We start from the raw sequence: 13,591 nt of genomic DNA on the forward strand, positions 1-13,591 counted from the left end.
CGTGCCACACCGATGTGTTCTCCGTTCGGGCGGGCTGCGGATGCGTCACGACGGGGCCCGCGAGGAAGCGATCGGCGGTTTGCAGCCGCCACCAGACGCTGCGCCTTGCGGTGCCGGCGCGGGGCCTGAGCTTTCTGCCGCCCGATCCGAGAGGATCAGGCAGGTCAAGACGTTGCGGTGGCACCCTCGGATGGACTGGGGGAGTCCATCACGCGGCGCAGCGAGTGCAGGGCCCTGCGGATGTGGCTCTTGACCGTACCCAGGGGCAGTCCCGTGTGCTCGGAGATCTGCGCCTGGGTCATGTCGCCGTAGACGGCCATTCCCAGCAGACGCCGTTGCACCGGCGTCAGACGTTCGAGTTTCTGCAGGACGAGGACTCGGTTGACGGCGGCCTCGCTCTCGTCGAGGCCCCAGTGCCGGACCGCCTCCTCCTGCTGCGCCGCGGACATGTTCTCGATATCGGCTCGGCGGGTCCGCGCCGCGTGCGCGTCCGCGATGGCGTGGCGCGTGATGCCGACGAGCCAGGCGGCCAGAGGGCCCCGGTCCTGCCGGTACCCGGCACGTCCCCGCCAGGCGGCCATGAAGACCTGCTGCGTCACATCCTCGGCGTCCCGGACGTCGTTCAGGGAGCGCCGAGCGAGCGTGTACACCAGGGCACCCCACCGCTGGTATGCCAGAGCCAATGCTTGCTCGTCCCCGGCGCGGAAGCGACGGGCGAGGTCGGTGTCCGGGCCCGTCTCCGCTTGCTGCGGACATGGATCCGGCATCCGGAGCGTGTCGGAGTTGCACGACCGCGTGCGCTCTGTGCCGGCGCTCGGGTGAGTGTCGTGCCGAGCAGTGGCCATCGTTGGCTCCTGGGTCGATGTACGGAGATGGCACGACAGTCCTTCGAAACGATGCAGAGCTGCAATCTGCACCGTTGCCGCATCGAAATGGGCGTACGGGGCCTGCATCCCTGAGCGACCCACCAACGGAAGACCGGGCTGCACTCACTCACCGGAAGTGAGCTCTTCGAATGGGAGCGAGCCTTGGACTTCCGCTTCCCCGCCGTCGCCCGCACCGCCCCCGCCCCGCCACCGGGCACTGTGCAGCCGGTGGCGCCGGGTGGCGCCGTGACTCCTCGGGAGAGAACCGAGAACGGCCGACAGCGTTGCGGCTGCTCCTTGTGCCGCTACCGGGCCGCGTTGCGGCAGCCCTGCACGCCCTCTCCCGTCATCGCCAGGCTGCGGCCCATGCCCGGCCGGCGTGTGGAGGTGACCATGACGGACGGCGAACCGGTCGGCGTCGCCCCGGGCCGAAGCATGCCCGCTCAGGTGTACGCGCCGGAGCTTCCCTCTCCCACTCGGGCGATCCCGCCGCCCACCGGCGCAAGGAAGGTGGAACACAGTGGAACATCTGGGCACCGCTGAATTCACCGACCTCGCTCTCGGCACCGATGCCCGCCCGAGTCTGCGGCAGCACGACCATTTGGACCGTTGCCTCGAGTGCTCTCGCGAGCTCAGTCGACTGCGAGAAGTGGTCCGCGCCGCGCGCGACGTCTCTACCGAAGATCTCCTGACCGCTCCGCCCGACCGTGTGTGGCGCTCGATCGCGTCAGAACTGCACCTGGGCGCCCACCTGCGACCCCCGGCAGGGAGCGGCGGCCCCACAACCCTTCCGGACAAGCGCTCCTCGCGTGACCGCGCGCTGTCGCGACGACCCGCCCTGTTCCTCGCAGCCACCGCGCTTGCCGTTGCCACCCTGTTCGGCGCCGTCGTCACCGCACGGCTCACCGCCGGACCGCCGAGCGTGGCCGGCCCGGTGAGCCGGCTCGCCCCACTCGGTGATCCTGGAGCCGCCGGGACGGTTCGCCTGCGCGGGCCAGCCACCGACCGGGAGGTCACGGTCACTGTGGCCGGGCTGCCCCCGACGGACGGCTACTACGAGGTGTGGCTCATGGACCAAAGCCACTCCCGGTTCGTCCCGCTGGGCGCCCTCCGTGCGGACGGTACCGCCACGCTCCCGATTCCTCCGCAGATCGACCTCGGCGCCTACCCCCTGTTAGACGTGTCGGCGCAGGCCTACAACGGGAACCCGGCCCACTCCGGTGTGAGCTCCGTACGCGGCAGACTGTACGGCTGATACGACCTGTACTGGGCGCGGTCCCATCACTTCAGGCCGCCCTGTGTCCCTCCGCTGACACTGCGGGACGGCGGTCGGACGGGCGTCGGAGAGGGCTCGTCCGCTGCCGTTGCGTGGTGGTCGCGACGGCTGCAGGCTGCTGGTAGGCGCCCCGGCCTTGGTGGACCCGCTGTCGGATCCGGGAGGTGAACGGGCATGCGGCACCCGCTCAAACCCGAGCCGCGCGATGGGAACAAGGAGCGCAGCGCGGTAGTGCTGGACGTGCGGGGCATGGTCCGGGCCACTCAGCAGAGCACCGTCGCTGCGGTGCTGGGCCGCCGGCCGGGTGTGCTGGACGTCGAGGTGAACGCGGTCGCGCAGTCGGCCACGGTCGTCTTCGACCCCCGCCGGACCTCCCTGGCCGAGTTGCGCGGCTGGGTTACCGAGTGCGGCTACCACTGCGCGGGCCAGTCGGTGCCGTCCCACATCTGCGACCCGATGGAGGAGCCGGATCCGCCCGGAGCGGCGGAAGCGGCCGAGGCCGTACCGTCGGCGCACCCGGGGCACGGGCCGGAGGGCGGGCCTTCGCCCGACGAGGGGGCGGGCCACGGAGCCCATCGCAGCCATGCGGGGATGTCGATGGCGGCCATGGTGGCCGACATGCGCAACCGCTTCCTCGTCGCGGTGGTCTTCTCCGTCCCGATCGTGGTGTGGTCCCCGATCGGCGAGGAGGTCTTCGGCTGGCACGCACCCGTGCCGTTCGGGCTCCGCCAGGACGTGTGGGCGCTCCTGTTGAGCCTGCCGGTGATCTTCTACTCGTGCTCGATCTTCTTCGTCGGCGCCGTACGGGCGCTGCGTGCCCGGACCCTGGACATGATGGTGCTGGTGGCGGTCGCCGTCGGCGCGGGCTGGCTGTACTCCCTGATCATTACGCTCACGGGTGGCGGAGAGGTCTTCTACGAGGCCGCCACCGTACTGGCGTCCTTCGTGCTGCTCGGCCACTGGTTCGAGATGCGCGCCCGCGGCGGCGCCAACGACGCCGTCCGTGCGCTGCTGGACCTCGCCCCGCCCAGGGCGCTCGTCCTGCGGGACGGGGAAACGGTCGAAGTCGCCACCTCCGAGGTGGCCGTCGGGGACCTGCTGCTCGTACGCCCAGGGACGAAGATCGCCACGGACGGGGTCGTGGAGGACGGCGAGAGCGAGGTCGACGAGTCGACGGTGACCGGGGAGAGCCTGCCGGTGCACAAAGCACCGGGCTCCGGCGTAGTCGGCGCCACCCTGAACACCAACGGCACCCTCCGGATACGGGCGACCAAAGTGGGCGCCGACACGGCACTGGCCCAGATCGTCAAACTGGTCCAGGAGGCCCAGAACTCCAAGGCCCCCGGCCAGCGGCTCGCCGACCGGGCCGCGTTCTGGCTGGTCTTCGTCGCCCTCGTCGGCGGAGGACTCACGCTCGCCGTCTGGCTGCTGGCCACCGACCGGCCCTTCAGCAGCGCGATGCTGTTCGCGATCACCGTGGTCGTCATCACCTGCCCGGACGCTCTCGGCCTGGCCACTCCCACCGCGATCATGGTCGGCACCGGGCTGGGAGCCAAGCGAGGGGTCCTGTTCAAGAACGCGATGGCCCTGGAAGCGTCCGCCGGTATCCAGACCGTGGTCATGGACAAGACCGGCACCCTCACCAAGGGCGAACCGGAGGTCACCGAGGTGATCACCGCACCCGGCCGTGACAGTCACGAGGTCCTGCGCCTGGTCGCTGCGGTCGAGCGGGAATCCGAGCACCCGCTGGCCGGGGCGGTCGTACGCCACGCCGAGGCGCACGCCGTGGGACCGGTACGGGCCCGGCGGTTCGAGAGCGTGCCCGGTCACGGGGCGACCGCCGTGGTGGACGGCCACCGGGTCGCCGTGGGCAACCTCCGGCTGGCCGAACGCGAGGGCGTGTTCCTCGGTCCGCTCGCGGCCCGGCGGGACGAGCTGGCGGCCACCGGCCGTACCGTCGTCATCGCCGCCGTCGACGGCTTGGCCGCCGCCCTGATCGCCATCGCCGACGCACCGCGGGAGACCTCCGCGTCCGCCGTACGCGAGCTCCACGCACTCGGCGTCGAGGTCGTCATGCTCACCGGCGACAACCGGGCCACCGCCGAACGGATCGCGCAACGCCTGGGCATCGACACCGTCATCGCCGAGGTCCTGCCCGGCGACAAGGCATCCACGATCGTCGAGCTCCAGCGCGGCGGCCGCAAGGTCGCCATGGTCGGCGACGGAGTCAACGACGCCCCCGCCCTCGCCCAGGCCGACCTCGGCATAGCCATCGGCGCCGGCACCGACGTCGCCATCGAGACCGCCGACCTCGTCCTGATGCGCTCCGACCCCCTCGACGTCCCCACCGCCCTGCGCATCGGCCGGGGCACTCTGCGCAAGATGCGACAGAACCTCGGCTGGGCCATCGGCTACAACGCCATCGCCCTGCCCATCGCCGCCGGCGTCTTCGAGCCCGTCTCGGGCCTGATCCTCCGCCCCGAGATCGCCGCCCTGTCCATGTCCGGATCCAGCGTGATCGTTGCCGTCAACGCCCTCGCCCTCAAGCGCCTCCGCCTGCCCGTTTCGACCCCTCCGGCCCCAGCCGACGCAGACGATCGATCGCCAGGTAGGTTAGCCAAGCCCATGCCGTGCTGCGCCAGGCGCGGGTGCGTCCTACGGTGAGAAACGTGACCCGTCACGAGCACCGCACACAGCCGCAGCCGCAGCCCCGGCCAGCGCCGTGGCTCGGACGGCTGCTCGTCCTCGCTCTCCTGATCGGGTTGCTCGGGATGCACGGTCTCGGCACCTCCACCGTGCTGCCGGCGACGGGCGTGACGGTGCACGTGTCCCACCACGCGGCGGCCGCCGGCCCGCTGTATCCGTGCGACGACGAGCAACGCGGCCCGGCCCGGGACGCCGGTCATGCGGACCAGATGTGCGCTTCCCCGGCCCTGCCCGGTGCCCCCGGCGTCGCCGCACCGGATACCACGCCCCTCACCGGCATGCCGGGCGGCCTTGTCCATGCCCAGTTTGCACCGGCACCCGCACTGGCCCATCAGCCCGTCGGAGGGCGGGCGCCGCCCTCGCTCGCCGGTCTCCAGGTCCTGCGGACGTAGGGACTCCTCCCGTGGCACGCGCCCGAGCGCGTCGGCCACGGAGAGTCAGCCCCTCCCGCATCCGAACCTGGAGCTCAGCGACATGAACACGAACCGATCCCTGCCGCGCCGGGCGGCCCTGGCGGCCACCACGGTCGCCGCCGGCCTGATCCTTGCTGCGTGCGGCAGCGACAACACCACGAACACGGCCGGCAGCGCTCCGGCCACCACGACCGCCCCGGCGCCGTCGGAGGCCGACCGGCACAACCAGGCGGACGTCACCTTCGCGCAGGGGATGATCCCCCACCACCGGCAGGCCATCCTGATGTCCGACATGGTCGCCGCCCACGGCGCATCCCCCGACGTCAAGGCACTCGCAGAAAAGATCAAGAAGGCGCAGGCCCCGGAGATCGAGACCATGACCGGCTGGCTCAAGGCGTGGGGCGAGAAGGTCCCCACCGGCGTCAGCATGGACGGCATGGGCCACGGCGACGACTCCGGCATGCCCGGGATGATGGACGACCAGGGCATGGATCGGCTGGGCAAGGCCAGGGGCAACGCCTTCGACACCATGTTCCTGACCATGATGATCGAGCACCACGAAGGCGCCATCGCCATGGCCAAGACGGAGAAGCAGCAGGGCGCCTACGGCCCCGCCAAGGCCCTGGCCGACGACATCATCGCCTCCCAGACAGCCGAGATCGCCCAGATGCGCAGCATGCTCAAGGCTGGCTGACAGCGACAGTAAGGCAGCCTCGCCGCCCTGCCCGTCCGGCCGGGCCCCTCGACCTCCTCCTCTCGGGCGTCCTGATACCGGCTTGGTCGGGTGCGTAGGGTGCCAGTGATGAACTGCCGTCACCGGCGGAGCCGTTTGATCCGTTCGGACAGTCGTTCGCATTCGCCGGCGGGGCGACGCAGCGGCTGAAGGCTGGTCGTGGGTGCGCCAATCTCGCCCGGCAGATCCTCTTCTCCTGAGAAGAGGGGAGCCGTGCCGGTTATGTACAGCGGCGTTGGAGCTGGGGAGCCGGATTGGTCAGATGGATCGTGGTGCCGGCCCTGACCGCTTTCAGTCGTGCGGCCAGAAGTGCGTTGATCCCTGAGGAGTCGCAGAAGGTGACGCGGCTGCAGTCGGTGACGATGCGGTCTGCTCGGGAAGCGCGGACATGGGTGATGGCTTGATCCAGGGCACGGCTCAGCGACGGCGCCGTTGCGATGTCGATCTCGTCAGCGGGCCGGACCACGACCACGCGACCGACGACTTCGACAACGGGCTGCACGCCGGTGTCCCGGTCGGGTCCTTCTGTCACGTTGGTACCTCCTCGGCGTGCGGCCTGCAGGGACGTCGGTTCGTAGACGCCTCTCAGGTCTCAGGCCTTTCGCTGGTCGTGGGTGTCCTGGCGGAGCTGGTCGGTGTGCCGGGTGAGGCTGTCGATGCGGTCGGCGAGTTCGGTGTCGTCGGGCCGCAGGTGGCGCCGGGCGCCCGCCAGAGGGCGGACCAGGCGGGCGGCGTCGTTGTCGGCGAGTGCCAGGTTGAGCTCGCCAATGGCGTCCGCGGCGTCGGTGGGGAGGTCGGTGAGCGAGGTGACCTGTCCTGCGAGACGCCGCAGGTCGGCCGCGTTGTCTCGAGCCCAGGCGTCCACATTGCGGTCGGCGGCACGGGTGCCGCGGGTGGCCTCTACGCGTTCCTCGCCGGTACTCCCCGCCTTGCCGGGGCGCAGGCGGAGGTAGCGGCGTTCGGCGGCCTGGCGGCTGGCGACTCCGAGGGGGGCTGCGAGGTCGGCCCAGCTGGCACCCTGGCCGCGGGCGGTTTCGATCAGGCTGGTCTCCCAGCCGGCGAGCTGCTCGCGGACCTCGCGGAGCATCAGCAGCGCGGCCAGCGCCGGGTGCGGACCCTCGGCCGGTGCCGACGCCGATGTTGATGTGCTCGTGGAGCCTTGCTGGGCGCCCTTGACGGCTTGGTTGATGGTCTCCAGTGCCGCAGCTGCAGCGAGGAACGGGACTCGTGCGGTCGGTTCTGCGGGTTTGGTCATGGCGGTCTCCGTGTCTGTCATCCTCCGGATGACGCCCTGCTTGTCATCGTTTCGATGACATCCCGAACGCTTCGTCCGCGCGACCGCGGCCTGGATCGAAGGCGCCACCGAGAAGACGGCCCTGTGGGACATCGGAGCGGTCCTCTCCACCGTGGCCGCAGCCGCCGGAGACATCCTCATCCGCGAAGCGCTGCTCCAGCTCCCGCCCGGCTACGACCTTCTCTTCGGCCACCCCCAGCCCACCTGACCACCTGCCGCGAACGAAGAGAAGGGCAACCGCACACCATGTACGACCAGCCTCGAGCGAACCCGGCCCAGCCCGCCATGACGTTCGACCAGATGCTGGAACGCGTGCGCTACGAAGGCGCCCACCCCACCCGCGAACGCGCCGAGGAAGCCGTCCGCACCGTTCTTGCCGCGCTCGGCCAGCAGCTCGTCGGAGACGAACGCGTCGACCTCGCCCAGTGCCTGCCCGTCGAAGCAGCCCTCGCCCTGACCGCCCAGATCCCCGACACCGAACCGCTCACCGGCTGGGGCTTCATCAAGGACATGGCCGCCCGAGCCGGCACCACCCCGGCCGTCGCCCGCTGGGACACCGGCGCCGTACTCGCCGTCGTCGCCCGCCTCGCCGGCCCCGACCTCCTCGCCCGCATCCTTCGCCAACTCCCCGGCGGGTACGCGCTCCTCTTCGGCCTGGCCGAACTGCGCCAGCCCCAGCCAGCCTTCTGACCCCCGGGGTGCAGCGCGCGGACACCCAGCAGATCGGAGACCCTTTCCCGCGGTCCCGGACCTGTACACGGCGGTCCCGGGCATCACTGCTCGTCCGAGGCAGCCACCCGCCGCGGAGGTCCGGGAAAGGGATCGGCTCCGCGCGGTGGATACCGCCGTCCGGCAACAGCTGCGGGCCGCTGGAGCAGTTCGAGACCGGCTCAGTGTTCCACGGGCATGCCGTACTCCAGCCGGGTCGTCTCGATCTCGGCCCACACGGCCTTGCCGTCCCCGTACGCGTGTGCGCCCCAACAGTCGGACAGGCGCTCCACTATGTACAGGCCGCGGCCGCCCGGGAGGCCGGGTTGAGGCGCCGGACGGTGGAGGGGAAGGGTTGTCGTGCCGTCGTGGACCTCGATGCGCAGGGTCGCTCCGTCGGCGGTCAGGACGAGTTCGCGGCAGCCGTTCGAGTGCAGTGACGCGTTGGTCAGCAGTTCGGACACGAGGAGCAGGGTGTCCTCGGAGGTCTCGGTCCTGTCCCAGCCCCAGTCCTGGAGCGCTTGGCGTGTGAAAGCGCGGCCTTTGGCCACATGCCGGGGCACGCCTGCCAGGGCGAGCCGACGACGCTGCCTCCTGGGGTTCGAACGAGCGCTCAATGTGCCGTCCGCGAATGGTTCCCTGCTGTCCACTGTGGCCCCACTGCCGTGTTCGCCCCGGGCCCCTGATAGCGGCAGCGGCCCCGTGTCACGGCGCGTAACTGGTGCCGGAGGCGCGGTGGCGCGCTCCGGTCGGCGCGGGAAGCTCGAAAGCAGTGCTGACGCTGTCAGAGATGTCCTGCCGCGGGGTGATCGCTGGGCAGACTGCAGGGCGAAGGTGTCTCCTGCGGTGGGGAAACACACCAATTCGCAGGCCGGGTGGGTCGCCGATCGCAGTCCGCGGCGCGCCGGGTTCCTCGGTGGGGTCATCATGGTGCGGGGTCCTAGGCGGTGAGCATGCCGGCGCGCAGCCGTGCCAGTGTGCGGGAGAGTAGGCGGGAGACCTGCATCTGGGAGATGCCCAGTCCGGCGCCGATCTCGGCCTGGGTCTTGTCCTGGCCGAAGCGCATCGCCAGGATGCGCCGGTCGCGTTCGTCGAGCTCTTCCAGCAGGGGCGCGAGGGTGTGGAACTCCTCGAAGAGCTCCATGGCGGGGTCGACGTCGCCGAGGCGTTCCGCCAACGGCCGGGCCGCCCGGTTCACTGTGGACTGCGCGTCGTCGTCCGCGCCCGCGGCGTCGAGGGAGCCGCTGGTGTAGCCGTTCGCGGCCACCAGCCCGTCGATGACCTCGTCCTCGGACAGCTCCAGGTGCTGGGCGACCTCCTTGACGGTCGGTGCCCGGCCCAGGACGTCGGTCAGCGCCTCCTGTGCCTTGGCCAGCTCCGTACGGAGCTCCTGGAGCCGGCGGGGCACGTGCACGGCCCAGGTGGTGTCGCGGAAGTACCGCTTGATCTCGCCGGTGATGTACGGCAGGGCGAGCGTGGAGAACTCGACCTCGCGGTCGAGGTCGTAGCGGTCGATGGCCTTGATCAGCCCGATGGTCCCCACCTGGATGATGTCGTCCATGTCCAGGCCGCCGCCCATCACGCGGGCGCGGAAGCGCCGCGCCGCGAACTGCACGAGCGAGAGGTTCATCTCGATGAGGGTGTTGCGGGTGTACTGGTACTCCCGCGTGCCCTCCTCCAGGGACCGCAGCCGCCGGAAGAAGTGCCGGGACATCTCACGCGCGTCGGACGGCGCCATCTCGCGGGCGTTCCCCGGCAGGACCTGCTCCAGCTCCAGCTCCCGCGCCGACGCTCCCGCAATACTCGTGACCTGCGCGTCTTCTGCCTGAGCGAGGCCGATCACGGTGGCCGTATGAGTCATGACGACCGCTCCCTCCCGGTTGACCAATGGCTGTCCGACCCCGTCTGCCCAGGCGGCGCGGTTCCATGCACGCCACGATTGATGACGTCGAGCGAACGATCAAAGGGTTGAAGAACTCCCGGGCAGTGACCACGAAGTTCCACGAGTGCGTCTGAGTCTTTCCGGCACCGTCCCTGTCCCCACACTCCGACTCCGGCGAGGGCTGGATTCCGGTCGTGCCGTCGAGTATCTCGCGAAGGATGTCGAGGCGGTGCCCGGCGATAAGTCTGTGGTAGCGGGCGCTCTGCTCGGCGTATTCGTCGAGCAGAGCGCGATCGGGAAGTCGACGGCGATACGCATCTCGCGGTCGGGGTCCTCCCGGTACAAGGGCCCCGGTCTCCTCGCCGAGGAAGACCACTTGGAACCGGCAGTACTCTGCCGCCGCCGGATGGACCGCGAGACGGCCCAGGCGTACCGACTGGCGGAGCATCACACGGCGGGTGCTTCGGCGATCCACTGGGCGAGGGAGAGCAGAGTGGTTTCGGCACTGTTCGTCATGTAGTCGCTGAGGGCGTCGAGCTCTCCGCGGGTGGAGCCCAGCACAGGGTCGAGGCGCAGGAGTTGCCAGGACTGCTCGACNCATGTAGTCGCTGAGGGCGTCGAGCTCTCCGCGGGTGGAGCCCAGCACAGGGTCGAGGCGCAGGAGTTGCCAGGACTGCTCGACGACGGTGCCTCGTCCCCGGGGGCGGCACGTCCAGCTCCATTGCACGATGCCGTCCTCGGCGCCGCCGACCACGAAGGCGAAGGCTGCGCCGGGGTCGGCCCGTACGACCTGGGAGCGGGTGGTCCAGTGCCGGCCGTCCTTGGTGTTGCGGCCGCTGAACCAGGCCCCGACCCGGGGCCCGGAGCCCTGGTCGAACGTGACGTCGCTCGCGTTGGGGCTCCAGCGTCCGATGGCGGACACGTCACTGATCAGGTCGTAGACCCGGGCGGGTGCGGCATCGACCCAGGCGCGCCGGGTGAAGGCGAAATCCGATGCGTCGACCCCCGAGAGGTCATCTTCGCTGCTGGTCGTGTTCAAGGTGTCCTCCTGGACGGGTGAAGTCGGTGCCGTGTCGGCGACGCCCAGGTCATCACCCGTTCCGCCGGAGAACCAGACCCGCTGGTGCCTATCCACACCAGGGACANGTCGGTGCCGTGTCGGCGACGCCCAGGTCATCACCCGTTCCGCCGGAGAACCAGACCCGCTGGTGCCTATCCACACCAGGGACAGGCTGGGCGACCGGGCCCGGCCCATACTCGGATCCATGAACGGAAAAGTGCGGCTCGGGGAGTTCCTGCAGACGCGGCGCTCCCAGCTGCAACCGGAGGATCTCGGCATACCCGGCTACGGGGAGCGCCGTCGTGTGCCGGGGCTGCGCCGCGAGGAACTGGCCTCGCTGGCGGGTATCAGCGTCTCCTACTACACCCGGCTCGAACAGGGACAGTCCCTGAACGCCTCACCGCAGGTGCTGGACGCGATCGCCCGTGCCCTGGGTCTGGAGGAGGCCGAACGCCTGCACCTGCACAACCTGGCCCGGTCGTCGGCCACAGGCCCGGGCCGAGGCCGCCGGCCTGCCCCGGAGCGGCTGACGGAGGCGACCAGCCAGCTGCTGGAGGCCCTGTCCCAGGTACCGGCGATCGTGACCGGTCGCCGCAGTGACGTCCTGGCATGGAACCGGCTGGGCCATGCGCTGTTCGCCGGACACCTGGACCCGGGCGCCCCGGACCGGCCGGCGGAGCGGCCCAACATGGCCCGGCTGGTGTTCCTCGACGCGCACACCCGTGACCTGTATGCCGACTGGCCGGCCAAGGCCAGGGCCGTGGTGGGGAATCTCCGCCTCGTGGCGGGCAGGCACCCGGACGACACCGCGCTCCACGCGCTGGTGGGTGAACTGAGTTCGAGGAGTGCCGACTTCGCCACGATGTGGGCGGACCACCGGGTGACGGCGTGCTCCGTCGCGACCTACGAGATGCGGCATCCGCTGGTCGGCCCGCTGACCGTCACCCAACAGACCCTGAGCCAGGGTCCGGTACAGGACCCGGGCCGCGGGCAGAACATCGTGGTCGCCACCGCCGAGGCCGACTCACCTGCCCGGGCCTCGCTGGCCCTGCTCGCCCAAGTAAGCGTGCCGCGCGACCCGGCGCGACCGGGGGTCCGGGCCGGCTCCGGCTGAACAGGGCTACGACGCGAGGTCGATGTCGACGTCCGGCGGCTGCTGGAGCGTGTTGTGGACGGTGCAGTGCGAGGCGACGGCGAGAAGGCCCGCGCGCCGCTCTTCGGGTAGCTGTGGGGGCGGCACGATCACCAGGCGCACCGCGGCCACCCGGGCGGGGCGGTCGGTGGCCATGGCGAATTCCGCCCGCACGGCCAGGCCCTCGCGCGACAGGCCGTGGCGCAGCAGGTAGCGCCCTGCGTAGAAGGCGACGCACGTGGCCACGGAGGAGGCGAAGAGCTCGGTCGGCGTGGGCGCGGTGTCCGTCCCGCCCGCCTCTGTGGGCTGGTCGACACGGAAGCGGTGGCCGCGCACATCGACCACGTAGACGTCGCCGTCGGCGTGGGCGACATGGAGCCGGTGGGCATCTCCGGGCAGCCGAGTACCAGACCTTTCCGGTGCAGTGTGGGTCATGGCCAGACCTCCGGTTCCGGTGGGTGTTGCCACTGTGGGCGATCCGTCGGCCTCGGGCATGGGTCCTTCGGGTAGTTCTCTGGCCCTGTTGGCCCCTCACGCCGCCGCAGCCGGAGCGCCAAGCTGGAGGCCGCATCCGGCCGAACGCATTCGGCCATGCCGCGCCGAGGAGGAGGAGGTACGCCATGACGGTCCGGGTCGCTGTGGGTCTGGACGGATCCTGCGAGAGTCTCGCAGCGGCCGAGTGGGCCGCGCGTGAGGCCGTACGGCGCGAGGCCCCGTTGCACGTGGTCCACGTGGAGGAGTGGCCGGTCGCGCCCGCGATTCCCTACCCGGTCGCCGCCTACGACGCGGAGCGGTCCAGGGGATTGCTCCGTGATACGGCCGAGCAGTTGCGCAAGGACCACCCGGGGCTGGAGGTGACGACCGAACAGGCGCGTGGACGTGCCGGCTCTCTGCTGAGTGCGGCCGCCGACGAGTCGGATCTCATGGTGCTCGGCTCCCGCGGGCTCGGCGGGCTCGTGGGGTTCCTGGCCGGGTCGGTTTCGCTGGCCGTCGTTCGCAGCTCCCACCAGCCGGTCGTGCTCGTACGCGCCGACCGGGCCGACGTTCCGGCCGCGAGAGCGACGCCCGGACCGGCTGTCGGCGAGATCGTCGTGGGCGCCGACCTCCGACACCCGAACACGCCCGTGCTCGCCTTCGCGTTCCTGGAGGCGGCGCGTCGGGGCGCGAGGGTTCGCGTCGTGCACGGCTGGACCCTGCCCGGTCCGTCCGTGTACGCGATGGTGGCCGATCCAGGCATCGGGGAGACGGCCGGTGCCCAGGTCGCGTCCGCTCTGGAAGAACTGGTCCGGCCCTTGCGCAGGAGCTATCCGGACGTCCAGGTCGTCGAGGAAGTCGTCATCGGAGCCGCCGCAGTCCAGCTCGTGGAGGCCTCGGAGGGCGCGGAACTCGTGGTGGTCGGGCGCCGCAGGCGCCCGGCGCCGACAGGGCCCCACATCGGTCACGTCGCGCACGCCGTGATCCACCACTGCGCAGGACCGGTCGCCGTCGTTCCCTTCGGATAGTCCCGGGCTCCGGCGATGA

General features: G+C 70.8%; 13 protein-coding genes and 2 pseudogenes. 8 read left to right on the plus strand and 7 right to left on the minus strand.

Annotated elements, in window-relative coordinates; all coding sequences use genetic code 11:
• Positions 1 to 164: 164 nt before the first annotated feature.
• Positions 165 to 650, minus strand: a complete 486-nt coding sequence (locus tag AAT21_RS12620) for an RNA polymerase sigma factor (RefSeq protein WP_235438767.1) — start codon at positions 648 to 650, stop codon at positions 165 to 167.
• A gap of 925 nt (positions 651 to 1,575) precedes the next feature.
• On the opposite strand from AAT21_RS12620, the gene AAT21_RS34425 reads away from it, so the two are divergent.
• The 4 genes from AAT21_RS34425 to AAT21_RS12640 all read left to right on the plus strand — a co-directional run bounded on the left by AAT21_RS34425 (position 1,576) and on the right by AAT21_RS12640 (position 5,955).
• A complete protein-coding gene (locus AAT21_RS34425) occupies positions 1,576 to 2,121 on the plus strand; it encodes an anti-sigma factor (protein ID WP_167350574.1) in 546 nt (181 codons plus the stop codon).
• Between the two features lie 195 nt (positions 2,122 to 2,316).
• Entirely contained in the window at positions 2,317 to 4,806 is a 2,490-nt protein-coding gene (locus tag AAT21_RS12630) for a heavy metal translocating P-type ATPase (protein WP_046776697.1), read from the plus strand.
• Between the two features lie 5 nt (positions 4,807 to 4,811).
• Positions 4,812 to 5,240 (plus strand): DUF6153 family protein, encoded by a 429-nt coding sequence (locus tag AAT21_RS12635; protein WP_157879673.1) that lies wholly within the window; start codon positions 4,812 to 4,814, stop codon positions 5,238 to 5,240.
• An 82-nt stretch (positions 5,241 to 5,322) separates the two neighbouring features.
• Positions 5,323 to 5,955, plus strand: a complete 633-nt coding sequence (locus AAT21_RS12640) for a DUF305 domain-containing protein (protein WP_046776698.1) — start codon at positions 5,323 to 5,325, stop codon at positions 5,953 to 5,955.
• Between the two features lie 259 nt (positions 5,956 to 6,214).
• Here AAT21_RS12640 and AAT21_RS35420 read toward each other — a convergent pair whose 3' ends face one another.
• Both AAT21_RS35420 and AAT21_RS12645 read right to left on the minus strand, forming a co-directional pair.
• Positions 6,215 to 6,526 (minus strand): STAS domain-containing protein, encoded by a 312-nt coding sequence (locus AAT21_RS35420; protein WP_235438768.1) that lies wholly within the window; start codon positions 6,524 to 6,526, stop codon positions 6,215 to 6,217.
• Between the two features lie 60 nt (positions 6,527 to 6,586).
• The gene (locus AAT21_RS12645) at positions 6,587 to 7,249 is read right to left on the minus strand and encodes a hypothetical protein (RefSeq protein WP_046776699.1); all 663 of its coding nucleotides are present in this window, start codon (positions 7,247 to 7,249) and stop codon (positions 6,587 to 6,589) included.
• Positions 7,250 to 7,310: 61 nt separating this feature from the next.
• Here AAT21_RS12645 and AAT21_RS36670 point away from each other — a divergent pair.
• A pseudogene (locus AAT21_RS36670) lies at positions 7,311 to 7,496 on the plus strand (DUF2267 domain-containing protein); the annotation flags it as partial.
• Positions 7,497 to 7,534: 38 nt separating this feature from the next.
• Complete coding sequence (locus AAT21_RS12655) at positions 7,535 to 7,978, plus strand: DUF2267 domain-containing protein (RefSeq protein WP_046776700.1); 444 nt, start codon at positions 7,535 to 7,537, stop codon at positions 7,976 to 7,978.
• Between the two features lie 200 nt (positions 7,979 to 8,178).
• Here AAT21_RS12655 and AAT21_RS38855 read toward each other — a convergent pair whose 3' ends face one another.
• The 3 genes and pseudogenes from AAT21_RS38855 to AAT21_RS39840 form a co-directional block, all read right to left on the minus strand.
• Complete coding sequence (locus AAT21_RS38855; RefSeq protein WP_235438769.1) at positions 8,179 to 8,559, minus strand: ATP-binding protein; 381 nt, start codon at positions 8,557 to 8,559, stop codon at positions 8,179 to 8,181.
• Between the two features lie 377 nt (positions 8,560 to 8,936).
• On the minus strand, positions 8,937 to 9,857 hold the full coding sequence (locus AAT21_RS12665) for a SigB/SigF/SigG family RNA polymerase sigma factor (RefSeq protein WP_046777324.1): 921 nt from the start codon (positions 9,855 to 9,857) through the stop codon (positions 8,937 to 8,939).
• A 619-nt stretch (positions 9,858 to 10,476) separates the two neighbouring features.
• A pseudogene (locus AAT21_RS39840) lies at positions 10,477 to 11,013 on the minus strand (SRPBCC family protein); the annotation flags it as partial.
• A 130-nt stretch (positions 11,014 to 11,143) separates the two neighbouring features.
• Here AAT21_RS39840 and AAT21_RS12680 point away from each other — a divergent pair.
• A complete protein-coding gene (locus AAT21_RS12680) occupies positions 11,144 to 12,052 on the plus strand; it encodes a helix-turn-helix domain-containing protein (protein ID WP_046776704.1) in 909 nt (302 codons plus the stop codon).
• 6 nt (positions 12,053 to 12,058) lie between these two features.
• Here AAT21_RS12680 and AAT21_RS12685 read toward each other — a convergent pair whose 3' ends face one another.
• Positions 12,059 to 12,505 carry an OsmC family protein gene (locus AAT21_RS12685; protein WP_046776705.1) on the minus strand — a complete coding sequence of 149 codons (447 nt, stop codon included), beginning with the start codon at positions 12,503 to 12,505 and terminating at the stop codon, positions 12,059 to 12,061.
• A 185-nt stretch (positions 12,506 to 12,690) separates the two neighbouring features.
• On the opposite strand from AAT21_RS12685, the gene AAT21_RS12690 reads away from it, so the two are divergent.
• A complete protein-coding gene (locus AAT21_RS12690) occupies positions 12,691 to 13,572 on the plus strand; it encodes a universal stress protein (RefSeq protein WP_046776706.1) in 882 nt (293 codons plus the stop codon).
• Positions 13,573 to 13,591: the final 19 nt, after the last annotated feature.

The sequence above is a fragment of the Streptomyces yangpuensis genome, from assembly GCF_001005295.1.
Taxonomy (GTDB): Bacteria; Actinomycetota; Actinomycetes; order Streptomycetales; family Streptomycetaceae; genus Streptomyces; species Streptomyces yangpuensis.